The sequence below is a fragment of the Sphingopyxis sp. JAI128 genome (assembly GCF_014207235.1).
GTDB lineage: Bacteria > Pseudomonadota > Alphaproteobacteria > Sphingomonadales > Sphingomonadaceae > Sphingopyxis.
The window spans coordinates 365001-389529 of the sequence record NZ_JACHDA010000004.1; the positions used below are offsets into that span (position 1 = coordinate 365001).

A 24529-nucleotide genomic window follows, 5' to 3' on the forward strand; every position below is an offset into this window, starting at 1 on the left:
GGCTTGTCGTTGGTGGTGTGGACTCTCAAGTGTGAGGTAAGGGCGTTTGGTGAATGCCTTGGCATACAGAGGCGATGAAGGACGTGGCACGCTGCGATAAGCGTTGGGGAGATGTGAGCAATCTTTGATCCAACGATTTCCGAATGGGGAAACCCACCCTCACCATTTAATTTCGCTGCCGACTTGTCGGCATCGAAGGTTAAATGGGAAGGGTATCACCGAAGTGAATACATAGCTTTGGTGAAGCGAACCCGGGGAACTGAAACATCTCAGTACCCGGAGGAAAGGACATCAACAGAGACTCCCGTAGTAGTGGCGAGCGAACCGGGACCAGGCCAATGCCTTCAATTCAAGTAGCAGAACACTCTGGAAAGTGTGACCATAGCGGGTGACAGTCCCGTATGCGAAACTGATGTTGAAGGATTTGAGTAGGGCGGGGCACGTGAAACCCTGTCTGAACGTAGGGGGACCACCCTCTAAGCCTAAGTACTCCTGTATGACCGATAGTGAACTAGTACCGTGAGGGAAAGGTGAAAAGCACCCCGATGAGGGGAGTGAAACAGTACCTGAAACCGAACGCCTACAAGCAGTAGGAGGGCCCTTGAGGCCTGACTGCGTACCTCTTGCATAATGGGTCAGTGACTTAGTGTAACAAGCAAGCTTAAGCCGTTAGGTGTAGGCGCAGCGAAAGCGAGTCTGAATAGGGCGAATGAGTTTGTTGCATTAGACCCGAAACCCGGTGATCTAGGCATGACCAGGTTGAAGGTGCGGTAACACGCACTGGAGGACCGAACCGTTCAATGTTGAAAAATTGTCGGATGAGTTGTGTTTAGGGGTGAAAGGCCAATCAAACCGGGAAATAGCTGGTTCTCCGCGAAATCTATTGAGGTAGAGCGTCGGATGAATACCATGGGGGGTAGAGCACTGGATGGATGCGGGGGTCGCGAGATCTACCAATTCTAACCAAACTCCGAATACCCATGAGTAATATCCGGCAGACAGACGGCGGGTGCTAAGGTCCGTCGTCAAAAGGGAAACAGCCCTGACCTACAGCTAAGGTCCCCAAGTCATCACTAAGTGGGAAAGCATGTGGGAATCCCAAAACAACCAGGAGGTTGGCTTAGAAGCAGCCATCCTTTAAAGAAAGCGTAACAGCTCACTGGTCTAAATAAGGGTTCCTGCGGCGAAAATGTAACGGGGCTCAAGTGATGCACCGAAGCTTAGGGTGTGTAGCAATACACGCGGTAGCGGAGCGTTCCGTAGGCCGATGAAGCGATCTGGTAATGGGTCGTGGAGGTATCGGAAGTGCGAATGCTGACATGAGTAGCGATAAAGAGGGTGAGATGCCCTCTCGCCGAAATCCCAAGGGTTCCTGCTTAAAGCTAATCTGAGCAGGGTAAGCCGGCCCCTAAGACGAGCCCGAAGGGGGTAGTCGATGGGAACCACGTTAATATTCGTGGGCCTGGAGGTGTGTGACGGATCTCGTAAATTGTCTGACCTTATTGGATTGGTCAGGCTTTGAAGAGGTTCCAGGAAATAGCCCCTCCATTATAGACCGTACCCTAAACCGACACAGGTGGGATGGTAGAGTATACCAAGGCGCTTGAGAGAAGTCTCCTGAAGGAACTCGGCAAATTGCCTCCGTACCTTCGGAAGAAGGAGGCCCCACATTTGGGCAACCATTTGTGGGGGGCACAGGCCAGGGGGTAGCGACTGTTTAGCAAAAACACAGGGCTCTGCTAAGTCGGCTTCAAGACGACGTATAGGGCCTGACGCCTGCCCGGTGCCTGAAGGTTAAGTGGAGGGGTGCAAGCTCCGAAATGAAGCCCAGGTAAACGGCGGCCGTAACTATAACGGTCCTAAGGTAGCGAAATTCCTTGTCGGGTAAGTTCCGACCTGCACGAATGGCGTAACGACTTCCCCACTGTCTCCAGGAGATGCTCAGCGAAATTGAATTCTCCGTGAAGATGCGGAGTACCCGCGGTTAGACGGAAAGACCCCGTGCACCTTTACTGCAGCTTCAGAGTGGCATTAGGAAAGAACTGTGTAGCATAGGTGGGAGGCTTTGAAGCGACGGCGCCAGCTGTCGTGGAGCCATAGGTGAAATACCACCCTGTTGTTTTCTGATGTCTAACCTCGATCCATGAAACTGGATCAGGGACCCTCTGTGGCGGGTAGTTTGACTGGGGCGGTCGCCTCCTAAAGAGTAACGGAGGCGCGCGATGGTAGGCTCAGGACGGTTGGAAACCGTCTGTTAGAGTGCAATGGCATAAGCCTGCCTGACTGCGAGACTGACGAGTCGAGCAGAGACGAAAGTCGGTCATAGTGATCCGGTGGTCCCGAGTGGAAGGGCCATCGCTCAACGGATAAAAGGTACGCCGGGGATAACAGGCTGATGATTCCCAAGAGCTCATATCGACGGAATCGTTTGGCACCTCGATGTCGGCTCATCACATCCTGGGGCTGGAGCAGGTCCCAAGGGTTTGGCTGTTCGCCAATTAAAGTGGTACGTGAGCTGGGTTCAGAACGTCGTGAGACAGTTTGGTCCCTATCTGCCGTGGGCGTCGAAATTTGAGAGGAGTTGACCCTAGTACGAGAGGACCGGGTTGAACATACCTCTGGTGTACCTGTCGTGGCGCCAGCCGCGCAGCAGGGTAGCTATGTATGGACGGGATAACCGCTGAAAGCATCTAAGCGGGAAGCCTCCCTCAAGATAAGATTTCTTAGAGCCGTGGAAGACCACCACGTTGATAGATCGGATGTAGAAGCGCGGTAACGCGTGGAGCTAACCGATACTAATTGCTCTATTCGCACTTAAGAGTCCCGCCATCAACGACAAGCCTGACCGGTTTGTTCACGATGAGTGGATGATTGATCAGACAGTATTGCACGGACATCGATTGATACCCTTTTTGACCCTACGCCGGCTTCATTGCTTGGTGACCATGGCGTCAGTGACCCACCCGATCCCATCTCGAACTCGGCCGTGAAACCTGACAGCGCCGATGGTACTACCGCTTAAGCGTTGGAAGAGTAGGACGTCGCCAGGCATTGTGGCCGGCGTAAGGTCGAAAGAAACCCATTCACAAAGTTAGAGGCCGGCAGCGATGCCGGCCTTTTGCTGTTTTTGCGGTGCCGAACGGCGATCGCGACGACTGGTTGACGCGGGATGGAGCAGCCCGGTAGCTCGTCAGGCTCATAACCTGAAGGTCGTAGGTTCAAATCCTACTCCCGCAACCAATAAAACGCCCGCCATCTCAGCGAGATGGCGGGCTTTTCGCGTCTACGATCCGCGGGGCCGGCCTGGCAACGCTATTCGGCAGACGGCACACCGGGCAGCAACGCTTCGCGCCGCATCCGCCGCGCGGTTCGCTCGTGCTTGATTGCGGCTTCGCGCAGCCGCAACGCGAGAAAGGGGTCCTCACTTGCGCTGGCCTTCAATCGCGCAACACGCGCGAGCTGCTCATAATAGACTGCGTCGCGAATCGGCTCCATCGCGCAATAATATCATGTTCGAGCCGATCAAAATCGCGAAGTCCGTCCCGTTTCCGGACAGGACGGCCGCTATCCGGCGCTCGGAGGCGCCCACGCCCGATAGAAAGTGTCGACCGCGAAATCGACGTCTTCTTCTATGCGGTCGAGCTCGTGGCCTTCGGCTAGATTGAGCATCGCGAACTGATAGAGGCCCGACTGGCAGAGACCGGTGAATTGCTGCACGGCGCGCATCGGATCGCCCATCCTGAGTTCGCCGCGTACCATCTTTTCGCCAATCCATGCGGCCGCGCGTGCCTTTCCGCGGCGCGGCCCGCGGTCGTAGAAAGTCTCCGCAAGGTGCGGAAAGCGCTCGGCTTCGCCGACGACGAGGCGAAAGAGCGACAAGATCGGTGTCGCGGTCAGCTTGGTCATCAACAGAGTGCCGAAGCGCCGCAGCACGTCGATCACGGGCTCATCCAGTGGCAGGTCGATGGCGAGCATTTGGCCGTATTGTTCGACGATATCATCGACCACCGCTTCGAACAGCTCTTCCTTCGAAGGGAAATAGGTCCAGAGCGTCGTCTTCGACCCGCCAACCTTGGCCGCGATCGACGACATTGTCGTGCCCGCATAGCCGTTGGCGAAGAACAGCTCGCGCGCCGCCTCGACGAAAGCCTTACGCCGCGCCGCGGCGGCGTCGTCGAGTGCAGGCGTACTATCTGGTATCATTTCGATTGACAACGCAGCCTCCAAAGTCCATTTGCCCATGATACCAGCTAGTATCGTTGGAAGCCATGCCCCGATCATTATTTGTTACAACTGCAGTTTTCAGCCTTCTGGCGGGCTGCGCAAGTGTTCCGGACCTCGGACTCAGCCCGGTCGCGATAACGCCCGATGCACTCGAGTCGCGCACGTCGCTGGCCGGCACGCAAGCCGGCTGGCCGACCGAAGGCTGGTGGCAAAGCTTCGGCGACGCTCAGCTCGACACGCTGATTGTCGAGGGGCTTGCGGGTTCACCCGACGTCGCGGTCGCCGCCGCCCGCGTGCGCGCCGCCGAGGCGTTGGCGCAACAGGCCGGCGCTGCGCTGTTACCGCGCGTCGGCGCCGAGGCGAGCGCCGGCGGCGTCCAGCAAAGCCGGAATATGGGCATTCCGCCGCAGTTCGTCCCTGAAGGGATTCAGGACACCGGACATATCGCCGGGACCTTCGGCTTCGATCTCGACCTTTGGGGCAGGAACCGCGCTTCGCTTGCGGCCGCGACGTCGGAGGCCGAGGCCGCGCGCGTCGACGAGGCGCAGGCGCGGCTGATGCTGACCACGGGAATTGCGGCGGCCTATGCCGACCTCGCCGGCTATTACCACGCGCTCGACATCGCAAACGAAGCCGTGCGTGTCCGCACCGCGAGCGCTGACCTGTCGGGCGAGCGCGCCAGCGCGGGGATCGAGAATCAAGCGAGCCAGCGGCAGGCGGAAAGCCGCGCCGCATCGGCCAAGGCGGACGTTGTGGCGCTCGAGGAAGCGATCGCGACGACGCGCAACCGGATCGCCGCACTCGTCGGGGCCGGTCCCGATCGCGGCTTGTCGATCGCGCGCCCGCAGATGGCGCGCCCGTCGCTCGGCCTGCCGGACAATGCCGGAATCGACCTGATCGGGCGGCGTCCCGATATCCTCGCGGCGCGGCTGCGATCCGAAGCGGCAGCGAAGCGAATCGATGTCGCGCGCGCCGATTTCTATCCCAATATCAGCCTGTCGGCGCTCGTCGGGCTGCAATCGCTCGGTCTGTCGAACCTATTCAAGTCGGGCTCCGAATATGGCAATGGCGGCGCCGCGATCAGCCTGCCGATCTTCGAGGGCGGACGGCTGCAAGGCCGCTACCGCAGAGCGCGCGCCGATTACGACGCAGCGATCGCGACCTATGATCGCACGCTGGTCGGGGCGCTGCGCGATGTCGCCGACCTCGTCGCCAGCCGTGCCGCGACGGCGCGCCAACTCGCCGAGCGCCGCGAAGCGCTCGCCGCCGCCGCCGAGGCGTCGAAACTCGCCGGACTGCGCTATCGCGCCGGTCTCGCGAACCAGATCGTCCAGCTAACTGCCGAAGACAGCATGGTCGTGCTCGACCGCGCGGTTGCCGACCTCGAGGTACGCCAGCTTTCCCTCGATATCGCTCTGATCCGCGCGCTTGGCGGCGGGTATCGGGCCAGCAATCCAACAGGAGACGAATGATGGCCGACGAAACGGCTGCGACCGAAACGGGCGCTCCCGAAACCTCCCCCCAAAGCAACGGAGCGAGGCGTAAGAAGCTGCTCCGCATCCTGGCGATCGTCGTGGTGACCGCCGCGATCCTGTGGGGGTTCTGGTATTTTCTGACGCAGGCCGGGCGCGTCCACACCGACAATGCCTATGTCGGCGCGGATTCGGCGCAGGTCACCGCGCTCGTCGCGGGCCCGGTCAAGGAAGTGCGCGTCGCCGGCACACAGGCGGTGAAGAAGGGCGACATCCTCGTCATCCTCGACGACGCCGACCAGCGTATCGCCGTTGCCGATGCCGAGGCGGCGCTGCGCCTCGCGCGCCAGCGCTACGGACAGGCCGACGCGAACGCCGACGCGGCAAGGGCGCGCGTCGCCGCACGCGCCGCCGACATCGCGCAGGCGCGCGCCCGGCTGCGTGATGCCAATGCGAGCATCGAGCGCGCGCGCGCCGAACTGGCGCGGCGCGAAAGCATCGCTGGGACCGGCGCGGTGTCGGGCGAAGAGCTGACTGCGGCACGTGCCGAGCTCCAGAAGGCGCAAGCCGCGCGCGACCTCGCCGCTGCGGGGATCAGCTCGGCCGAAGCGACGCGCGGCTCGGCGAACGGCGATCTGGGCGCCGCCGAGGCCGTGGTTCGCGGAACGACGATCGACACAGCACCCGACGTCGCCGCCGCCGAAGCGCGGCTCGAGAAGGCGCGGCTCGACCTGGCGCGCACCATCATCCGCGCGCCGGTCAATGGCATTGTCACCAACCGGCAGGTTCAGGTCGGGCAGCGGATCGCCGCGGGGGTACCGATCATGGTGATCGTGCCCATTGCGACTGCCTACGTCGACGCCAATTTCAAGGAAAGTCAGTTCGAGGATATCCGGATCGGCCAGCCGGTCGAACTGACGTCGGACTATTATGGCGGCGACGTCGTCTATCGCGGCAAGGTGGTCGGCATCGCCGGCGGTACCGGCGCGGCCTTCTCGCTGATCCCGGCGCAGAACGCTACAGGCAATTGGGTGAAGGTCGTCCAGCGCCTGCCAGTGCGCATCGCGCTCGATCCGAAGCAGCTGAAAGAACATCCGCTGCGCGTCGGGCTGTCGATGGAAGCGACGATCGACACGCGCGGGAACTGACATGGCTACCGCCGCCGTTCCCGTCGCAACGCCCCCCGTCGAACCACAGCCGCTGACCGGCGTCCGGCTGCTCGTCGCGGCGTTCGCGCTCGCGCTCGCCAATTTCGTCGTCGTGCTCGACACGACGATTGCCAATGTGTCGGTGCCGCATATCGCGGGCGGACTCGCCGTGTCGCCGACGCAGGGGACATGGGTGATCACCAGCTATGCGGTCGCCGATGCGATCAGCGTGCCGCTGACCGGCTGGCTCGCCTATCGCTTCGGAACGGTGCGCTGGTTCCTTTATTCGATCTTTGGTTTCGGGCTGTTTTCGGTTTTGTGCGGCATCGCGCAGACGCTCGACGCGCTTGTGCTTTTCCGCATCCTTCAGGGCCTGTCGGGCGGGCCGCTGATGCCGCTGTCGCAGATATTGCTGCTGCGCATCTTTCCAAAGGAAAAGGCCGGCATCGCGCTCGCCATCTGGGCGATGACGACGACCACGGCACCGATCCTGGGGCCGATTCTGGGCGGACTGATCAGCGACAATTGGAGCTGGCACTGGATTTTCTTCATCAACCTGCCGGTCGTCGCGATCTGCGCCTTTGGCGTTGCGACCCTGCTCACGCCCTTCGAGACGCAGCGGGTCAAATTGCCGATCGACGTCGTCGGACTGATCCTGCTCGTCGTGTCGGTCGGCGCGTTCCAGATCATGCTCGACACGGGGCGCGAGCATGACTGGTTCGGATCGGCGTGGGTCGTCACGCTGGCGATCGTCGCCGCGATCAGCTTTGCCGCCTTTGTGATCTGGGAGCTCACCGACGCCAACCCGATCGTTAACCTGCGCATCTTCCGCTTCCGCGGTTTCACCTTTGGCACGATCGCGCTGTCGCTGGGCTTCGGCGCCTTTTTCGCGCAGGTCGTGCTTACCCCGCTGTGGCTGCAACAGGTCGCGGGCTATACCGCGACCGAGACGGGCTATGTCGTCGCGTGGCTCGGCTGTTTCGCGGTGCTGTTCTCCCCCATCGCGGCGGGAACGCTCGGCAAGCTCGATATCCGCCTGACCGTCAGCGCGGGCATCTTGTGGATGGCCGCGATGTCGATCCTGCGCGCCAGCTGGAATGCCGACGTCGATTATTGGACGCTGGCGCTGCCGCACTTGCTGCAGGGGATGGGCATGCCTTTCTTCTTCGTCGGGCTGACCGCGCTGGTGCTAAGTTCGGTGCCGGCGAAGGATCAGACCTCGGCCGCGGGGCTGATGAGTTTCCTGCGCACATTGAGCGGCGCGATCGGCACCGCGATTGCGACGACGACGTGGGATGAAGCGAGTCGAACGTCGCGGTCGGAGCTCGTCTCCTCGCTGAACGATTCGGGCGGTTTCATGGCTTCGCTCGAGCGCGCGGGCCTGACGCTCGACCAGGCGCGCGCGCTGCTCGACCGGCTGGTCGAGGTGCAGGCGTCGACGCTGGCGGTGATTCATATCTTCCTCGCCGCCGCGGTGGTGTTCGTGATCGCCGCAGTCAGCGTGTGGATCGCGCCGCGCCCCAAGCAGGTGTCGATGGGCGGCGCCCACTGAACCCGGCGCCGGGGGCTTGGGTCGGCGCCCTCGCCATGCTAGGCGCGCCGCCATGTTGACGATCAATGGCCTTACCGTCCGCCTCGGCGGGCGCACCATCCTCGACCGCGCGGCCGCCAGCCTGCCTGGCAAAAGCCGTACCGGCCTGATCGGCCGCAACGGCGCGGGCAAGTCGACGCTGATGAAGGTGATGATCGGCCAGCTCGAAGCCGATGAGGGCGGCATCGAAATGCCGCGCAAGACGCGCGTCGGCTATATCGCGCAGGAAGCGCCGAGTGGCAGCGCGACCCCGTTTGAAACAGTGCTCGCAGCCGACACTGAACGCGCCGAATTGCTCGCGGCTTCGGAGGTCGAGCAGGACCCGCACAAGCTCGGCGACATCCACGAACGGCTGATCGCGATCGACGCCTATGCCGCGCCCGCGCGCGCCGCGCGTATCCTGATCGGCCTTGGCTTCGACGAAGAGATGCAGGAGCGCCCGCTCGACAGCTTCTCGGGCGGCTGGAAGATGCGCGTCGCGCTCGCGGCGCTGCTCTTCTCGAACCCCGACCTCTTGCTCCTCGACGAACCCTCGAACCACCTCGACCTCGAAGCGACGATGTGGCTCGAAAGTTTTCTCCGCGCCTATCCGGGGCAGCTCGTCGTGATCAGCCACGAACGCGACCTGCTCAACAATGTCGTCGACCATATCCTTCACCTCGAAGGCGGCAAGGTCACGCTCTATCCGGGCGGCTATAATGATTTCGAGCGCCAGCGCGCCGAACGGATCGCGCAGCTTGCGGCGGCAAAAGCGGCGCAGGATGCGCAGCGCGCCAAGCTGCAGGATTATGTCGCGCGCAACAGCGCGCGTGCCTCGACCGCGAAACAGGCACAGTCGCGCGCCAAGCAGCTCGCGAAGATGCAGCCGGTCGCCGCCGTCGCCGAAGACCCCAGCCTTGTCTTCGACTTCCCGAGCCCCGATGAACTGAAGCCGCCTCTGATCACGCTCGACCTTGCGAGCGTCGGCTATGTGCCGGGCGAGCCGATCCTGACGCGCCTCAACCTGCGCATCGATCCCGACGATCGCATCGCGCTGCTCGGCCGCAACGGCAATGGCAAGACCACGCTCGCGCGCCTGCTTGCAGCGCAGCTGACGCCGATGGACGGCGCAATGGCGGCGTCGGGCAAGATGCGGGTCGGCTATTTCACCCAATATCAGGTCGAGGAACTCGACGGCAGCGACACACCATTGGGCCATATGACGCGCGTGATGGCTGGCAAGACGCCCGGCGCGGTGCGCGCGCAACTGGGGCGCTTCGGCTTCACCGGCAATAAGGCGACCACGGAAGTTGGCAAGCTGTCGGGCGGCGAACGCGCGCGACTCGCGCTCGCGCTCATCACGCGCGACGCGCCGCACCTCCTCATCCTCGACGAGCCGACCAACCACCTGGACGTGGACGCGCGCGAGGCGCTGGTGCAGGCCTTGAACGGCTTCGACGGCGCGGTGCTGATCGTTAGCCACGACCGCCACATGCTCGAACTCACCGCCGACCGCCTCGTGCTCGTCGACGGCGGCACCGCGCGCGATTTCGACGGCAGCATGGACGATTATGTCGCCTTCATCCTCGGCAAGGGAGCGGCGAACGACGATGCGAAGGGCGCGCCGACGAAATCGAGAGATGCGAAGTCGGCGCGGCAGGAAGCCGCAAAGGCGCGCGAAGCACAGGCCGCGCTGCGCAAGAGCGCGAAGGATCACGAAGCGCAGGCCGAAAAGCTGAACAAGCAGATTTCGGCGATCGACCGCGCGATGTTCGACCCGGCCAGCGCCGAGCCCGCGCTCGCGAAACTGACGATGGGCGAGCTGTCGCAGCGTCGCGGCAAGCTCGCGTCCGAGCTGGAAACTGTCGAAGCGGCATGGATGGACGCCCTTGAGGCGATCGAGAGCGCGGCGGCCTGATCCATAGTGCTATAAATTGAGAATCCCGGCGCGAGTCGAGGCCCAGATAGCAAAGCAGCCCTGGCGGTCATGGGGTCCGGCTTGCGCCGAGGTGCATAAATGTGCCTGCCTCTGGGTTCCCTCCGGCACGACGAAGAGGCGCGCATTGACTTGCGCCCCGCATTCCATCATACTAGTTTCAATTGAAACTATATAGGGAATGCATCATGGCCGACCTTTTCGACAATCCGCTGGGCCTCGACGGTTTCGAATTCGTCGAATTTTCGGCCCCCGAAAAGGGCATGCTCGAACCGGTTTTCGAACGCATGGGCTTTACCCGCATTGCGCGCCACCGTTCGAAAGACGTCGACCTGTGGCGGCAGGGCGGGATCAACCTGATCGCCAATTACGAACCCAAATCGCCCGCGGCCTATTTCGCGGCCGAACATGGCCCGTCGGCGTGCGGCATGGGCTGGCGTGTCCGCGACGCCGCCAAGGCCTATGCAGAAGCGATCGAACGTGGCGCCGAGCCGGTCGAGGTCAAGACCGGCCCGATGGAACTGCGCCTCCCCGCGATCCGCGGTATCGGCGGTTCGATCATCTACCTGATCGATCGTTATGGCGACGACCTCAACATCTACGACATCGATTTTGTCTATGAGGAAGGCGTTGACCGTCATCCGGTCGGCGCTGGGCTGGAGGTCATCGATCACTTGACGCACAATGTCTACGGCGGCCGCATGGCGCATTGGGCAGCCTTCTACGAGAGGATCGCGGGCTTCCGCGAAATCCGCTATTTCGACATCAAGGGCGAATATACCGGCCTCACGTCAAAGGCGATGACCGCCCCCGACGGCAAGATCCGCATCCCCCTGAACGAGGAAGGTGCCGGCGGCGGCGGTCAGATCGAGGAATATCTGCGGGCCTATAATGGCGAGGGGATCCAGCATATCGCCTTCGCCTGCGACGACCTCTACGCCGCGTGGGACAAGCTCAAGGACTATGGCAATCCGTTCGCTCCCGCGCCGCCCGAAACCTATTACGAGTTGCTCGCCGAGCGCCTGCCGGGCCATGGCGAACCCGTCGACGAACTCAAGCGCCGCGGCCTGCTGCTCGACGGTTCGACGGCCGAGGGCGACCCGCGCCTGTTGCTCCAGATCTTCGGCCAGACGGTCATCGGCCCGGTCTTTTTCGAATTCATCCAACGCAAGAAGGACGAAGGTTTCGGCGAGGGCAATTTTACCGCGCTGTTCAAATCGATGGAACTCGACCAGATCCGCCGCGGCGCGCTGAATGTAGAGGAGCCCGCCGAATGACCAGCCCGATCAAATTGGGCGGCGTCCATCACGCCGCCTATCGCTGCAAGGATGCGAAACAGACGGTCGAATGGTACGAGCGCATGCTTGGCATGACCTACACCACAGCCTTTGCCGAGGATCATGTGCCCTCGACCGGCGAATATGATCCCTATATGCACGTCTTTCTCGACGCGGGGAACGGCAATATCCTCGCCTTTTTCGAGCTGCCCAACCAGCCCGACATGGGGCGCGACGAAAATACGCCCAAGTGGGTCCAGCACCTCGCGTTCAAGGTCGGCAGCTATGAAGAGCTTGTCGCCGCGAAAGCGCATCTGACTGCGAACGGCATCGACGTGCTCGGCCCGACGCATCACGGCATCTTCAAGTCGATCTATTTCTTCGACCCCAACGGCCACCGCGTCGAGCTCGCGTGCGATATCGGCACCGACGAGCAATATGCCGAGCTCAAGCGCGTCGCGCCGCTGATGCTCGAGGAATGGAGCCAGACCAAAAAGGCGCCACGCCACGCCGACTGGCTGCATCAGGCCGCGAACGAGTAGTCACAGGGAAGCAAGAACCCTCGCATCGTCGCCACGGACTTGATCCGGAGTCCATTCACGCAGCGTCGATTCTGTGGATCCCGGATCAAGTCCGGGAGGACGGAAAAAATGGGCCGGACCCGTCCTATTTCCGATCCATCCCCACGCTTTCCCACGTCGCGCCGCTGCACGCATCGGCGCTTTTCTCGCCGTTCCCCGACAACAGCCCGATCACGACAAAACCGCCGATCAGCAGCGCGACGAAGGCGGTCGTGACCATGCCCAGATATTTCTCGATAAACGCCTTGATCGGCGCCCCGAATATGCGGAACAGCACCCCCACCGCCATGAAGATCATGCCCCGGCCGACGATGCTCGCGCCGATGAAGGTCGCAAGGTCCATTCCCGTGAAACCGGCCGTCAGTGTCATCAGCTTGAACGGGATCGGTGTTGCGCCCGCGATGATGATCGCCTCGGCATCATATTGGTTGAGGTAGCAGACCGCGACGGGGAATTTGTCGGTCAGGTGCAGCGCGCCCAGCAGCCACAGCCCGATGCTTTCATAGAGGAAATAGCCGATCGCATAGCCGAACAGCCCGCCGAGCACCGACCCGAGGGTGCAGATTGCGGCATAACGCACCGCGCGCCGCGGCTGGGCAAGGCACATCAGCCCGAGCACCGGGTGCGGCGGGACCGGGAAAAAGCTCGATTCGACGAAGGCGATGGCGAACAGCCACCATTCGGCATGACGGTGCGACGCCTTGGCAATCGTCCAGTTATAAAGATGCGCGAGCAGGCTGCGGGCGGTCGGGCGCGCGGTCGGATCGATCTGGATGGCCATGGCGCTGCCGATCAGTGGCGGAAGTGGCGCATGCCAGTGAAGACCATTGCCAGCCCGGCCTCGTTCGCCGCCGAGATCACCTCGTCATCGCGGATCGACCCGCCCGGCTGGATGACGCAGGTCGCGCCGGCCTCGACTGCTGCAAGCAGCCCGTCGGCGAAGGGGAAGAAGGCGTCGCTCGCGACCGCGCTGCCGACGGTGCGCGGGCTTGCCCAGCCGTGGCTTTCGGCGGCTTCGCGCGCCTTCGCCGCGGCGATGCGCGCGCTGTCGCGGCGGTTCATCTGCCCCGCACCGATGCCCGCGGTCGAACCGTCCTTGGCGTAGACGATCGCGTTCGACTTCACATGCTTGGCAACCGTCCAGGCGAAGAGCGCGTCGGTCAGCTCCTCCTCGGTCGGCGCGCGCTCGGTGACAACTTTAAGGTCGCCGATGCCGATCCGCCCATTGTCGCGGCTCTGCGCGAGCCAGCCTCCCGCGATCGTCTTCATCACCAGCCCGCCGCGCGCCGGGTCGGGCAGTTCGCCGGTCAGCAACAGGCGGAGGTTCTTCTTCTTCGCGAACACCGCGCGCGCGTCGGCGTCGGCGTCGGGGGCGCAGACCACCTCGGTGAAGATGCCGCTGATCAGTTCCGCGGTCGCGCCGTCGAGCGGCCGGTTGACCGCGATGATCCCGCCGAACGCCGAGACGTCGTCGCACTTCAGCGCCGCGTCATAGGCCTCGGCGATCGTCGCCGCGCTCGCGACGCCGCACGGATTGGCGTGCTTGACGATCACACAGGTCGGATCGGCCTCGCGGAATTCGGCGACCAGTTCGAGCGCCGCATCGGCGTCGTTGATATTGTTGTAGCTGAGCTCCTTGCCCTGCACCTGTTCGGCCTGCGCGATGCCGCGCGCCGCGGGGCCGGCGGGCAGGTAGAGCGCCGCCTTCTGGTGCGGATTCTCGCCATAGCGCAGTTCGTTGGCGAGCTTGGCGGTCAGCGGCAGCGTGTCGGGGAACGTCTTGCCCTGGTCGGCAAAGGCGAACCAACTCGCGATCATCCCATCATAGGTCGCGGTGTGCGCAAAGGCGGTCGCGGCGAGGCGCTTGCGCAGCGCCAGCGTGGTAGCGCCGCCGTGAGCGTCCATCTCCGCGATCACCGCCGCATAATCCTGGGGTTCGGTCACGATATTGACGAAGGCGTGGTTCTTCGCCGACGAGCGCACCATCGCGGGGCCGCCGATGTCGATATTCTCGATGATATCCTCGCGCGGCGCGCCCTTCGCGACGGTCGCAGCAAAGGGATAGAGGTTGACCACCACCAGGTCGATCGCGCCGATGCCATGTTCGTTCATGGAGGCGACATGCGCCGCGTCGTCGCGCACTGCGAGGATGCCGCCATGGACGGTCGGGTGCAGGGTCTTGACGCGGCCATCCATCATCTCGGGAAAGCCGGTGAGGTCCGATACGTCGAGAACCGTATGCCCCGCCTGGCGCAGTGCCTTTGCGGTGCCGCCGGTCGATACCAGCTCGACGCCATGCCGGACGAGCGCGGCGGCGAGCTCGGCAAGCCCCGACTTGTCGCTGACGGACAGCAGGGCGCGGCGGACGGGAATCAGGTCGGTCATGGGAAGGGCGGCCTTTGCAGGGATGGGAAAGACGCCGCCGCCCTAGGCGCGCGCCGCCCGTATCGCAACCCCGGCGGCCCGGTTTTTAAAGCCCGAGCGCCGCCGCAATCTGGTCCCAGCGCACCAATTTGAAATTCTGCGCCTTGGGGGCGTTGTCGCCATCCTGCGCGAGGAAAAGGCCGTCGGGATAGGCAGCGCCGAAATTGCCCGCGACGGCTTCGATCCCGTCGGTCTCGCTCGTCGCGCCAAATGCGCCGGCGGCGACCGCGAAACGACCGACATAATCCATCCCTGGCAAGCGGAAGACCGCATAAGCGTTGTCCCCCTGACTCGACACGAGCAGGTAGCGCTGCCCCTTGTAGTCGATCGTCGCAAGCCCCTCGACATCGGCGACGAGGCGCTGGTGGTCGACCGGCGCGATCAGGACGGCCGTTGCGCCCGCACCATTGCGTTCAAGTTTCCACACCCCGACGTCTTCCTCGCCGACATAGAGCGTGTCGCCATCGAATACGCAGCCCTCGGACTGGGTCGGAATCTTATATTCCCATTCTTTCGAAAAGTCCGGCGCCGCACCATCGACGGTCAGTGTGCCGACGCGCACCGTGCCGTCCTTGACGATCAGCGCGGCGGTGATCGGCTGTCCCGGTGCCGTTTTCTTGAGGCAAAGGCCATAGGCTTCGCCCGTACCCGCAGCGGCGCGGCCGAGCGGCACGATCTCCGGCCTGTCCGCATCGAGGCGAAACACCGCGAGATGCGCGTTCGCCCCATCGTTGCGGTCGCTCGCGACAATGATGTCGCCCGCGACATCGACATTGTTCACAAGGCCGGCTTGCACGAAAGCGATGTCCTTACCCGCGAGGTCATAGACATGCAGCCCCGCCTTCTTGTCGGTCGCGACGATCAGCGCACGGTTCGGGTTGGCGGGGTCGATCCAGATGGCCGGGTCGTCGGCGGCATCGGCGCGGCCGGTACCGACCGGCTGCGTCTCGCCGCTCGCAGTCACCTGGACCGGCGGCAGGCCGCGGATCACTGGTTCGTTTGCGGCGCAGCCGGCAAGACCGGTCGCGAGCGCCGCAGCGGCGAGCAGTTTCGTGATGCGGATCATCCTGTTTCCCTTGACCTATTTCCCGCGCGCGACGCAGCGGCCGCCGTCGGGGCCGGTTTCGCCCGAGCAGGTGCGTGCCGCGATCGTCGGCTCGTCGATTTCGTGCAGGCGGTTGCCCGATGCGGTGCGTTCGAGGTCGAAGCCGTCATAAAGTCGGCCCGACGCCGTATAAGTACGAAATTTCAGCCGCTGGGGTTCGACGTCGACGATCTGGTAGAGTTCGGTCGCCTCGGCGATCTTGTCGGGCTGGCTACCCGCGCGGTCGTTGAGCCGGTACATTTTCGATCCCGTCACCGACACGAGATAGACGGGTCCTTGCACGCTGCCGTCGGCGCGCGCCTTCGCGCTCGCCTCGCGCCCCGCTTCCGACGTCAGTCGGCTATAGCAATGGTCGTGTCCCTGCAGCACCAGGTCGACCTTGCGCTTTTCGAACACCGGCTTCCACGCCGCCTTGATTTCTTTCGTATCGTTCGGCCGCGCACAGGTAAAGACCGGCTGGTGGAACAGCACGACATTCCAGTTCGCTTTCGACGAAGCAAGCGCGGCGTCGAGCCAGTCGGTCTGCGCTTTCATCGACCCAAGGTTGATCGCCGAGGTTCCGTCGAGGACGATGAAGCGCACGCCCTGATAATCGGTGTAATAGGTCGTCGCCTTTGCCGCTTCGGCGCCATTCGCCGGCAACGCGAACTGGGCCGGCCAATAGGGGCCGAGCTTATAGGATTCGCTGCCGTCCGGCTGGACCACTTCGACATATTCATGATTGCCGGTGGCGGGGACTTGCGGGACGATCGCATAATTATAACCGCCAGCGTCGTTCCACTCGCCCCATTCGTCATCATGGTCGAGGTCGTCGCGTTGGCCGACAAGGTCGCCGGCGTGGACGGTCAGGCGGATGTCGCCATGCGCGTGAAAAGCTTGGCGAATCACGCGGCTGGCATAGGTCAATATGCCGTTTTGGACGTCGCCGAGGTAGAGGAAGCGAAAGGGCTTCACCTCTGCGGCGGCGGTACGGAACTGGTACCATTCGCTCCAGCCTGCGGCGCCCTTGACGCGATAGGCATAGACGGTGTCGGGCGTGAGCCCGGTAAAGCGGACTTGGTGATAAAACGACGCGCCATAGCTGCTGTCCACCGGCATCGTCTTGCCGGTGACCAGCACCGCCTTTTCCTCCAGAGTTGGCCCATCGACCGACACCGCGAGCTGGGCCTGGGACTCGGCCTGCGCGGTGTCGGTGCGAAAAGCGACCGCCATCTCGCGTGCCGGGTCGGCCCCGGGCGTAAGAAGGATGCGGTCGGGAAGGTTGCGGGGCGCATAGGGAAGGCCAGCAGACCGAGGGATGGACTGGCCATCCTCCGTCTGCGTGACGATAGCGAAACCGGCGTTATACGCTCCCCCGGCCGCTGGGGTTGACACCATCGCCGCCCCGAACAGCGCCCGGCCGAACAATTGCCTGTTCATCGTCATCACGTTCCGCGCCCGCCGTCAGAAGCTGGCCGAAACGCCGAATTTGGCGGTCCAGCTGTATTTTTCATACTGCAGGATACGCTTGGCGCCCGCGAAGTTCTGGTAGGCGAAATAAGGCGCGTCGGTGACGTTCACCCATTCGGCAAACAGGCGAATGCCCTTGGTGACGCGGAACTTCGCCGACAGGTCCAGCTGGAAATGCTGGTCGACATAGCGATCCTGCTCGGCGGTGCTGCCCAGCTCGTCGAGATATTTGTCGCGATAAGTTCCCGCGGCGCGGAGCGAGACGGGGCCCTTTTCGTAGCCCAGCGCCACGTTGAACGTGTGCTTCGCCGCCGCCATCAACGGGATCGGACGCGGATCGTCGATGTCTCCCTCGTTGAACACCGTGCCCTTCGCGTCGGTATAGGTATAATTGGCGTTGAGCAGCAGGCCATCGAACGGCGCGGGGAGGAAGGGGAAAGTCTGGTTGTACGAGATTTCCAGACCCTTGATCTTGCCCTTGTCGCCGTTGATGTAGGTCGTCAGTTCCTCATATTCGACGCCATAGAGTTCGCCCGCAGTGGTGATCCGCTGCTCGACAATGAAGTTGTTCACAGACTTCCAGAAGACGCCGGCGCTCAGTGCCGAATTCTTGCCAAAATACCATTCGGCCGAGGCGTCGATGTTCCATGCGCGATACGGCTTGAGGTTCGGGTTGCCGAAGGTCGCTTCGCGATCCTCGTTGATGTCGAAACGCGGTGCGAGGTTCGACAGCTTCGGGCGAACGAGGCTCTTGTATCCGGCGAGGCGCAGTACAACGTCTTTCGCCGGCTCGTAGCGAATGGTCAGGCTGGGCAGCCAGTCGGTACAGCTGCGCTTGAACCGGTTGGGGGTGACGAACACCGTGTCCTCTTCCAGTTCGACGCCTTCATATTCGTCGCCTTCGGCAACGAACTGGGTCAGCTTCGCACGAATGTCGTTCCGCGTGCGCTCCATGCGGACGCCGCCGATGATGCGAACCCGGTCATTTTCCCAGCGACCGAGAAGATAGGCTGCAAGAATATCCTCATCGACCGAATAGTCGGACGAGTTGGAATTGATGGTGGTATCGATCCCGTTGAGTTCGAAATTATCGCGATTGTCGTTGAAGAAATTCGTCGGCGCGTGCTGGCCGGGCAGCGGCCCGAGGTTCGCGATGCGATAGGTCTGGTCCCCGAGCACGTCGGCGAGGGTATAATCCCCGTCATAATCGTCAAAAACCTGTGCTTCGAGATCGTAGGATTTCTTGCGCCAACGCGATTTCACGCCGGTCTGCAGCGTGAAGGTGCCGTTGTTCATCGCAAATTCGCGTGACAGGTCCCCGCGCGCGGTCCACTCGCGATCTTTCGATGCCGACAAAGTCGTCAGTTCCAGCTCGTTGAACCCATATTCCGCGGCATCGTTGAACAATGCGGTATCGCCGGACACGGTGAAGAGCGGACGGCGCGGGTCGGCATAATCGAAGTTGAGGTCGACGCCGTCGCCATCGAAGCGCGCCCGAAAGCGCGTCGGGTCGACCGAGCCGTTCTCGCGCTCGCTGGCTTCGGACCATGAGCCCGAATAGGTCATCTTCCACGGTCCCGTTTCGGTTTCGCCGCCCAGCGTGACCGACTTGATCTTCTGCTTCTCGAAACGGTCCTTCATGCGGCGGCGCACTTCGATCCGGCCGTCGGCATCGGTGAAAAAGGCCGATGTGTCGCTGCTCTGCGCGGCCACCGGCTGCTCGTCCATGATCAGAGTCACGTCACCGCGATATTCCTGGTCCGAAAACTCGTTGTAGATGCCGCGTGCGTAAAGCTTGGTGGTATCGCCGGCGCGAAAGTCGAGGCTCAGCGAAGCGCCGATCCGCTCGCGCTCGACGTCATAGTCGCGATACTGGACTTCCTCAGCATAGGCGATGCCATCATCGCTGACGGCCCAGTCGGCGGCTTCGATATTGTCAGTTTCGAACTTGCGCTTGTAGTAGCTGATACCGCCCGCAATACCGAAATTGTCGGTGACGCGGGTCGAGAAGTCGAGGCTGCCCTTGGGCGTTAGCGCGTCGGCGTAATTATTGTAGCTGCCTTCGAGCTTGACCGAGAGCAGGTCCTTCTTGCGGTCGAATGCGCTGGTCGTGTGGATTTCGATCGATGCGCCCAGCGTGTCGGCGTCCATGTCGGGGGTTAGCGATTTCTTGACCTCGATCGATTCGATCAGTTCGGCCGCGACGACATCGAGCGCGACCGAGCGAACATCGCTTTCGGGTGCGGGGACGCGCGTGCCGTTGATCGACGCGGCGTTGAGTTCCGGGTCGAGGCCCCGAACCGATACGAAGCGGCCTTCACCCTGGTCGTTGAGGATGTTCACCCCCGGCAGACGGCGCAGCGATTCGGCGACATTCTGGTCGGGGAACTGACCGATGCTGTCGCGCGTCAAAACGCTTTCGACCCCATCGGCCGCGCGCTGGCGCGACAAGCTGCTCGCCAGATTGGCGACTTGTCCGACGATCAGGATACTGCCGTCGGTACCCAGCACGATATTGGCAGTGACGCTGCCGGTGGCAGGAACGACGACTTCCTGCGTGCGCGGTTCTGCGCCGACATAACGGGCTTCGAGCGCGTAGGTGCCCGCCGGAACGTCGCTGAAACGAAAGCTGCCGTCGCGACCGGCCTCGACGACGCGGCCCAGTTCGACGATTCGCAGTTCGGCGCTTTGCAGCGCACGCGTGTTGGTGGCATCGCTGACGGTGCCGACGATTTCGGAGGCGATGGCGGCGGTCGGCGCCGCCGCGAGTGAAAGGCAGGTGCCGAGCAGGATGCGCGAACGGACGGTGCGAAGCTTGAGCATGAAGATCCCCCGAAGAGTGAGAAGATCGCCGGTTCCTTTTGGCTCCCGGCGAGTCGAGGGCGCACTGACAGGGCTCTATGACCGCTGTGTTACGTGACTGTCACACTATTGAAACAGAAGCGGGGCCGCAACGCCAAGTGCGGGAGAATGCGCTGGAAATTGCGCTTCGCAAAATTTCCGGCGGGCGGGTGGTTTAGCCGATATGCTTGAATATCCAGCCCACGCTGATCCCGCCCGCAGGTGCGGTTCCGGTGACGACCAACTGTTCGGTCGGATGCGGGCGCCCTTCGCCGTCGACCCACAGGCTTTCCTCGATTGCCAGCTCGCCTTCCGACGTGCGGAACTGCCACAGCGGGCCGCCGCCGATGCGCAGCAGCGCGCCCAGCTTGTCTGCCGTCAGGCTCGCAGAAATATTGCGTCCGAGGTGAAAGCGCATGGTGAAGCGCTTGTCGCCCTTGCGCCGCGTGCGCGGAGCGGGGAGCAGCATGTCCTCGCCCCGCAACTCGCGTCCGTTGGGCGACAGGATCAGCAGACGGCGATGGATCAGCCCGTGGCGGCGCGCATAGCCGTCGTGGCTCATCTCCAGCCGGCTGCCCTGCGGCGTCTCACGCCGGTCGAGCTCGACCTCGGTCACGCCCTTGCCCAGCGAGCCATTGGGAAGGATCGCGGTCGAATTGCTGTCGGCAAGCGTCAGCGTCGAATGCGCGGCGGTGGTGCGCAGGCCTCGGGCAAGGTCGGCGGGAATCGTCGCGCCGGTCAACGCGGCGCCGCCGCAATTGACGACGATGCGTTCATCGCCGTCGCTGAGCTCGAAGGCGAGGGTCGAGGCACAGCCAGCTTCGGTCACGCGGGCGATCGGTGGCGGCGCCGCATCGGCGAGCAGCACGACCTTGTTCGCGACGAGCCGCTGGTACCCCCAGTCGCGCGCCTGTTTCAGCGGCCGGGTGCGCACGCCGCTTGCATCGACGATCGACTGGACATAGGCGGCCGAGGTCGCGCCGCTGCCCTGCCAGCTGCCCATGCCGCTGTCGCTGTGGATGAGGCCGAGCAGTGCGGGCACCGCGCGCGCGAGCACTTCCTGGACGAAGGGCGGCACCTCCATGCGGCGCATGTCGTATATGCGCGCGAGCATCGACAGCGCCATGATCGCGTCGAGCTGCGCCTGCGGCGAGCGCGAGATATTGCCGCCATCCGCGTAGAAACTCGTCTCTAGCACCTTGCGCAGGCCCGCTTCGCCGAACACCTGCCGCGGCTCGCCGCCGGGCATCAGCAGCGAGGCGGCCACGATGCCGACCCACGCGACCATCTGCCCCGTGCCCGGCCGTGTCTTGTCGGCGACGCGGTCGAGGTGGCGCGCCGCGCGTGCGAGGTGATTGAGCACCGCCGAACGGTAGATGAGGTCGCTCGACGACAGGATCAGCGGCGCATGCGCGGCCCAGAAGAGGATACGCCAAGCGGTGTTATCGGCCTTCCACGCGGGCTCGCTCACCGTCTCGCCATGCGTGCCGAGCCAGTGGCGGACGACGGCTTCGGCGATGGGGGCGCCGTCGGCGCGCGATCCGGTCGCCGCGAGGTCGCGCAGCCAGGCAAAGCTGTGCAGATAGTCGGCAAAGGTCGGCGCAACGTCGAGCGCCGCGAAATCGAGCTCGCCGAGCGGCAATTTCAGACCGCGATGCAGGAAATGGCCGGCCCGGATCGCCGTGCCGGCGCGCGTGTCGCCCGGCACCGGGTCGGCCGGTACGCCGAGCAGCTTCAGCGGGAAACGCCCCTTCAGACGAAAGGCGTGGAGCGGCGTGCGCCAGGTCAGGCGCGTAATCGCGTTGGCGACGCGGTCGCCGAGCGAAAGACCCTTGTCGGCGGGCAGGCGGATCAGCCGCTTGCCGGGCTCGATCGTGTCGTCGATCGGCGCGGCGTCGTCACCGGAAGCGAACGGCGGGTCGGCGGGGGCAGCGGTCAACGGTCTCCCCTCCATCGATCAGGCGCCGCGGAGCCGCCGGATATTGTCGGCGTAAGCGTCAGGCCCACCCTTGAAGGTCGCGGTGCCCGCCACCAGCACATCGGCACCCGCCGATATGGCGAGCGGCGCGGTGTTCGCATCGATTCCGCCATCGACTTCGATGCGGATCTCGCGGCCCGATTTCTCGATCATCTTCTTCACCGCCTCGATCTTACGAAGCTGGCTCGAAATGAAGCTCTGCCCGCCGAAACCCGGATTGACGCTCATGATCAGCACCAGGTCGATGTCGTCGATCAGATAGTCGAGCATCTTGGCGGGGGTTGCGGGGTTAAGCGACACGCCCGCCTGTTTGCCCAGCGATTTGATGTGCTGGACGGTGCGATGGATGTGCGGCCCCGCCTCGGGATGCACGGTGATGATGTCGGCGCCAGCGGCGGCAAAGGCATCGAGGAAATGGTCGACGGGACTGATCATCAGATGGACGTCGAAGGGCAGCGTCGAATGCGGGCGCAGCGCCTTCACCACCATCGGGCCGATCGTCAGGTTCGGCACATAATGGCCGTCCATCACGTCGATATGCACCCAATCGGCGCCCGCCGCCTCGATTGCGCGCACTTCCTCGCCCAGCTTCGCGAAATCGGCGCTGAGGATCGAGGGGGCGATGCGGACGGAAGGCGCTTGAGGGGTTGGGGCGACGGTCATGAAGACCGGCCTTAACCATCTAGCGAGTCGGGGGCAAGCGGGGGGGCGGCGTCACGAGCGGGGGAAGCAAAATATTTGTTTCAGCGGCGATCGGGGGGGGCGGCGCGGCGCGGCGCCAGCTCCACGCATAGAAAGCGGCGGCCGAGCCGATGGTCGCCACTGCGAACGCAATGCCCGCGGGGATGGACCAGCGCGGGAGGGCAAAGGCGACCGCCAGCAGGAGCCCCTGCACTACGATCAGCGACGCCGCCACGCCTGCGGTAATCGCCCATCCTCGGCGCGTTTGCGGCACGATCTGGATGCCGCGGCGCAGGAAAGGACTCGGGGGAGGTGACGCGCGCCGGTCCGGCGTCATTTCCGGCGGATCCTTGCGCTTGCGTTTCTCTTCGCCACTGCCGCCCCGGTTCGGGCGCCACACCCGCCTTCGGTGCGCGCGCGATAGAGCGGCAGGGGTACAATCGCGGCCAGAACCGCCATGGCGGTCAGCATCACGGGACGATCGCGCAGCAACAGGACGACCCCGGTGATCAGCGCGATATGGAGCAGCAGCACGGCCCAGCCCTGCCAGGCGATCGGCAGCCCGGTGCCGTAACCGCGGCTCTTGGCACGAAACCAGGGGCGATCGTCGATGAACAGATGCAGCATCTCAGCTCTCCTTCTGACGCGGGCGGCCCCGTTTCGGCGCGTCCGATCGTTTGACGCTCACGCCGCGGCGTCCCAGCGCCTCACGCAACAGCACTTCGATCTCGGCATTGGCGCTGCGCAGTTCGGCCGCGGCCATCCGCTCGATCGCCGCGTAAAGCGCGGGATCGAGGCGGAGGGCAAAGGCCTTCTTGGTCGGCGCAACCATCGTCCGGCCTCAATAAAGCGAGCCGGTGTTGACGACGGGCTGCGTGTCGCGTTCGCCGCACAGTACGACCATCAGGTTCGACACCATCGCCGCCTTGCGCTCGTCGTCGAGGTCGACGACATTTTTTTCGGACAGGTGCGTCAGCGCCATCTCGACCATCGTCACCGCGCCTTCGACCAGCTTCTTGCGCGCCGCAATCACCGCTTCGGCCTGCTGGCGGCGCAGCATCGCGCCGGCGATTTCGGGGGCATAGGCAAGGTGCGTCAGGCCGCATTCGTCGACCGTGATGCCCGCGACTTCCAGCCGCTCGATCAACGCCTTGCGCAACTCCTTGCCGACCTCGTCATGGTTCCCGCGCAGCGTGATTTCCTGATGCTCGATATCGTCATAGGGATAGCGCGAACCGATCGAACGCACCGCGGCCTCGATCTGGGCCATCACGAATTCCTTGTAATCGTCGACGTCGAACAGCGCCTGCGCGGTGTCGGTGACGCGCCACACGACCTGTGCCGCCATCTCGATCGGGTTGCCGCGCAGGTCGTTGACCTTGATCTTGTCCGAAATCACATTGTTCGCGCGCACCGCAATCTTCTTGCGCGACAGCCAGGGCAGCACCCAGCGCAGCCCTTCCTCGCGGTCGGTGCCCTTATATTCGCCGAACAGCTGGACTGCCGCCGCCTCGTTCGGGTTGATCATGTAAAAGCCGCAGAGGATGATCGTGCCGATCACCCCAGTCGCGACAACCACCGCCCATTTCCAGTTCCAGTCGATCCCGCCCCCGCCGAAATTGCTCGTCGCCGCCCAGATGGCGACACCGAGCAGCGCCAGCCAGATCAGCAGCATCAGATAGCCGCTTTGCGTATTGGCGCGCGTTTCGCGGCTGCGGTTCAGCGCCCTCGTCCCTGCCTCGACCATATTTCCCTCCGAATCGTCGATATAATGATGATATCATATTTATATCGAATTTGGCGGCGGTCAACGGATTTTTGCAGATGGGACGAGGTGCCGGTT

General features: G+C 63.4%; 18 protein-coding genes, 1 tRNA gene and 2 rRNA genes. 9 read left to right on the forward strand and 12 right to left on the reverse strand.

Annotation, left to right across the window (positions count from 1 at the left end; translation table 11 throughout):
• Positions 1-27: 27 nt before the first annotated feature.
• The 3 genes from HDC35_RS12395 to HDC35_RS12405 all read left to right on the forward strand — a co-directional run bounded on the left by HDC35_RS12395 (position 28) and on the right by HDC35_RS12405 (position 3240).
• Positions 28-2818: ribosomal RNA gene (locus HDC35_RS12395) — 23S ribosomal RNA — on the forward strand.
• Positions 2819-2935: 117 nt separating this feature from the next.
• A 5S ribosomal RNA gene (gene rrf, locus HDC35_RS12400) occupies positions 2936-3050 on the forward strand.
• Between the two features lie 113 nt (positions 3051-3163).
• Positions 3164-3240: transfer RNA gene (locus HDC35_RS12405), tRNA-Met, on the forward strand.
• Between the two features lie 72 nt (positions 3241-3312).
• On the opposite strand, the gene HDC35_RS12410 is transcribed toward HDC35_RS12405, so the two are convergent.
• Together HDC35_RS12410 and HDC35_RS12415 are read right to left on the reverse strand one after the other, a co-directional pair.
• A complete protein-coding gene (locus tag HDC35_RS12410) occupies positions 3313-3495 on the reverse strand; it encodes a hypothetical protein (protein WP_184647169.1) in 183 nt (60 codons plus the stop codon).
• 69 nt (positions 3496-3564) lie between these two features.
• On the reverse strand, positions 3565-4215 hold the full coding sequence (locus tag HDC35_RS12415) for a TetR/AcrR family transcriptional regulator (RefSeq protein WP_184647171.1): 651 nt from the start codon (positions 4213-4215) through the stop codon (positions 3565-3567).
• Positions 4216-4268: 53 nt separating this feature from the next.
• Here HDC35_RS12415 and HDC35_RS12420 point away from each other — a divergent pair, with 53 nt between their 5' ends.
• The 6 genes from HDC35_RS12420 (at position 4269) to HDC35_RS12445 (ending at position 12169) form a co-directional block, all read left to right on the forward strand.
• Positions 4269-5696 carry an efflux transporter outer membrane subunit gene (locus tag HDC35_RS12420; RefSeq protein ID WP_184647173.1) on the forward strand — a complete coding sequence of 476 codons (1428 nt, stop codon included), beginning with the start codon at positions 4269-4271 and terminating at the stop codon, positions 5694-5696.
• Positions 5696-6844, forward strand: coding sequence for an HlyD family efflux transporter periplasmic adaptor subunit (locus HDC35_RS12425; protein WP_184647418.1), 1149 nt, complete (start codon positions 5696-5698; stop codon positions 6842-6844). The genes HDC35_RS12420 and HDC35_RS12425 overlap by 1 nt, the downstream gene beginning before the upstream one ends.
• Position 6845: 1 nt before the next feature.
• Positions 6846-8396: a DHA2 family efflux MFS transporter permease subunit gene (locus HDC35_RS12430; protein ID WP_184647175.1), complete on the forward strand. Its 1551-nt coding sequence runs from the start codon at positions 6846-6848 to the stop codon at positions 8394-8396.
• A gap of 52 nt (positions 8397-8448) precedes the next feature.
• A complete protein-coding gene (locus HDC35_RS12435) occupies positions 8449-10332 on the forward strand; it encodes an ABC-F family ATP-binding cassette domain-containing protein (protein ID WP_184647177.1) in 1884 nt (627 codons plus the stop codon).
• A 206-nt stretch (positions 10333-10538) separates the two neighbouring features.
• Complete coding sequence (hppD, locus tag HDC35_RS12440; RefSeq protein WP_184647179.1) at positions 10539-11627, forward strand: 4-hydroxyphenylpyruvate dioxygenase; 1089 nt, start codon at positions 10539-10541, stop codon at positions 11625-11627.
• Positions 11624-12169, forward strand: coding sequence for a VOC family protein (locus HDC35_RS12445; RefSeq protein WP_184647181.1), 546 nt, complete (start codon positions 11624-11626; stop codon positions 12167-12169). The genes hppD and HDC35_RS12445 overlap by 4 nt, the downstream gene beginning before the upstream one ends.
• Positions 12170-12293: 124 nt before the next feature.
• Here the strand turns inward: HDC35_RS12445 and HDC35_RS12450 are convergent, their stop codons facing one another.
• The 10 genes from HDC35_RS12450 to HDC35_RS12495 form a co-directional block, all read right to left on the reverse strand.
• Positions 12294-12944 carry a YqaA family protein gene (locus HDC35_RS12450; protein WP_184647420.1) on the reverse strand — a complete coding sequence of 217 codons (651 nt, stop codon included), beginning with the start codon at positions 12942-12944 and terminating at the stop codon, positions 12294-12296.
• A 56-nt stretch (positions 12945-13000) separates the two neighbouring features.
• Positions 13001-14593 (reverse strand): bifunctional phosphoribosylaminoimidazolecarboxamide formyltransferase/IMP cyclohydrolase, encoded by a 1593-nt coding sequence (gene purH, locus HDC35_RS12455; protein ID WP_184647183.1) that lies wholly within the window; start codon positions 14591-14593, stop codon positions 13001-13003.
• A gap of 85 nt (positions 14594-14678) precedes the next feature.
• Positions 14679-15698 carry a phytase gene (locus tag HDC35_RS12460; RefSeq protein WP_184647185.1) on the reverse strand — a complete coding sequence of 340 codons (1020 nt, stop codon included), beginning with the start codon at positions 15696-15698 and terminating at the stop codon, positions 14679-14681.
• Positions 15699-15713: 15 nt separating this feature from the next.
• The gene (locus HDC35_RS12465) at positions 15714-17162 is read right to left on the reverse strand and encodes a purple acid phosphatase family protein (RefSeq protein WP_260397698.1); all 1449 of its coding nucleotides are present in this window, start codon (positions 17160-17162) and stop codon (positions 15714-15716) included.
• Positions 17163-17180: 18 nt separating this feature from the next.
• Positions 17181-20009: a TonB-dependent receptor gene (locus tag HDC35_RS12470; RefSeq protein ID WP_184647186.1), complete on the reverse strand. Its 2829-nt coding sequence runs from the start codon at positions 20007-20009 to the stop codon at positions 17181-17183.
• Between the two features lie 193 nt (positions 20010-20202).
• A complete protein-coding gene (locus HDC35_RS12475; RefSeq protein ID WP_184647189.1) occupies positions 20203-21981 on the reverse strand; it encodes a heparinase II/III family protein in 1779 nt (592 codons plus the stop codon).
• 3 nt (positions 21982-21984) lie between these two features.
• Positions 21985-22668, reverse strand: a complete 684-nt coding sequence (gene rpe, locus HDC35_RS12480; RefSeq protein WP_184647191.1) for a ribulose-phosphate 3-epimerase — start codon at positions 22666-22668, stop codon at positions 21985-21987.
• Positions 22669-23019: 351 nt separating this feature from the next.
• Positions 23020-23313, reverse strand: a complete 294-nt coding sequence (locus HDC35_RS12485; RefSeq protein WP_184647193.1) for a hypothetical protein — start codon at positions 23311-23313, stop codon at positions 23020-23022.
• A 1-nt stretch (position 23314) separates the two neighbouring features.
• On the reverse strand, positions 23315-23518 hold the full coding sequence (locus HDC35_RS12490; protein ID WP_184647195.1) for a toxin-antitoxin system HicB family antitoxin: 204 nt from the start codon (positions 23516-23518) through the stop codon (positions 23315-23317).
• 9 nt (positions 23519-23527) lie between these two features.
• A complete protein-coding gene (locus tag HDC35_RS12495; protein ID WP_184647197.1) occupies positions 23528-24433 on the reverse strand; it encodes an SPFH domain-containing protein in 906 nt (301 codons plus the stop codon).
• Positions 24434-24529 lie beyond the last annotated feature (96 nt).

What these genes read in the sequence shown, in the direction of transcription:
- HDC35_RS12410 (WP_184647169.1), bottom strand. Translation starts at nt 3,495, where the DNA reads ATGGAGCCGATTCGCGACGCAGTCTATTATGAGCAGCTCGCGCGTGTT.
- HDC35_RS12420 (WP_184647173.1), top strand. Translation starts at nt 4,269, where the DNA reads ATGCCCCGATCATTATTTGTTACAACTGCAGTTTTCAGCCTTCTGGCG.
- HDC35_RS12425 (WP_184647418.1), top strand. Translation starts at nt 5,696, where the DNA reads ATGGCCGACGAAACGGCTGCGACCGAAACGGGCGCTCCCGAAACCTCC.
- HDC35_RS12430 (WP_184647175.1), top strand. Translation starts at nt 6,846, where the DNA reads ATGGCTACCGCCGCCGTTCCCGTCGCAACGCCCCCCGTCGAACCACAG.
- HDC35_RS12435 (WP_184647177.1), top strand. Translation starts at nt 8,449, where the DNA reads ATGTTGACGATCAATGGCCTTACCGTCCGCCTCGGCGGGCGCACCATC.
- hppD (WP_184647179.1), top strand. Translation starts at nt 10,539, where the DNA reads ATGGCCGACCTTTTCGACAATCCGCTGGGCCTCGACGGTTTCGAATTC.
- HDC35_RS12445 (WP_184647181.1), top strand. Translation starts at nt 11,624, where the DNA reads ATGACCAGCCCGATCAAATTGGGCGGCGTCCATCACGCCGCCTATCGC.
- purH (WP_184647183.1), bottom strand. Translation starts at nt 14,593, where the DNA reads ATGACCGACCTGATTCCCGTCCGCCGCGCCCTGCTGTCCGTCAGCGAC.
- HDC35_RS12460 (WP_184647185.1), bottom strand. Translation starts at nt 15,698, where the DNA reads ATGATCCGCATCACGAAACTGCTCGCCGCTGCGGCGCTCGCGACCGGT.
- HDC35_RS12465 (WP_260397698.1), bottom strand. Translation starts at nt 17,162, where the DNA reads ATGACGATGAACAGGCAATTGTTCGGCCGGGCGCTGTTCGGGGCGGCG.
- HDC35_RS12470 (WP_184647186.1), bottom strand. Translation starts at nt 20,009, where the DNA reads ATGCTCAAGCTTCGCACCGTCCGTTCGCGCATCCTGCTCGGCACCTGC.
- HDC35_RS12475 (WP_184647189.1), bottom strand. Translation starts at nt 21,981, where the DNA reads ATGGAGGGGAGACCGTTGACCGCTGCCCCCGCCGACCCGCCGTTCGCT.
- rpe (WP_184647191.1), bottom strand. Translation starts at nt 22,668, where the DNA reads ATGACCGTCGCCCCAACCCCTCAAGCGCCTTCCGTCCGCATCGCCCCC.
- HDC35_RS12485 (WP_184647193.1), bottom strand. Translation starts at nt 23,313, where the DNA reads ATGCTGCATCTGTTCATCGACGATCGCCCCTGGTTTCGTGCCAAGAGC.
- HDC35_RS12490 (WP_184647195.1), bottom strand. Translation starts at nt 23,518, where the DNA reads ATGGTTGCGCCGACCAAGAAGGCCTTTGCCCTCCGCCTCGATCCCGCG.
- HDC35_RS12495 (WP_184647197.1), bottom strand. Translation starts at nt 24,433, where the DNA reads ATGGTCGAGGCAGGGACGAGGGCGCTGAACCGCAGCCGCGAAACGCGC.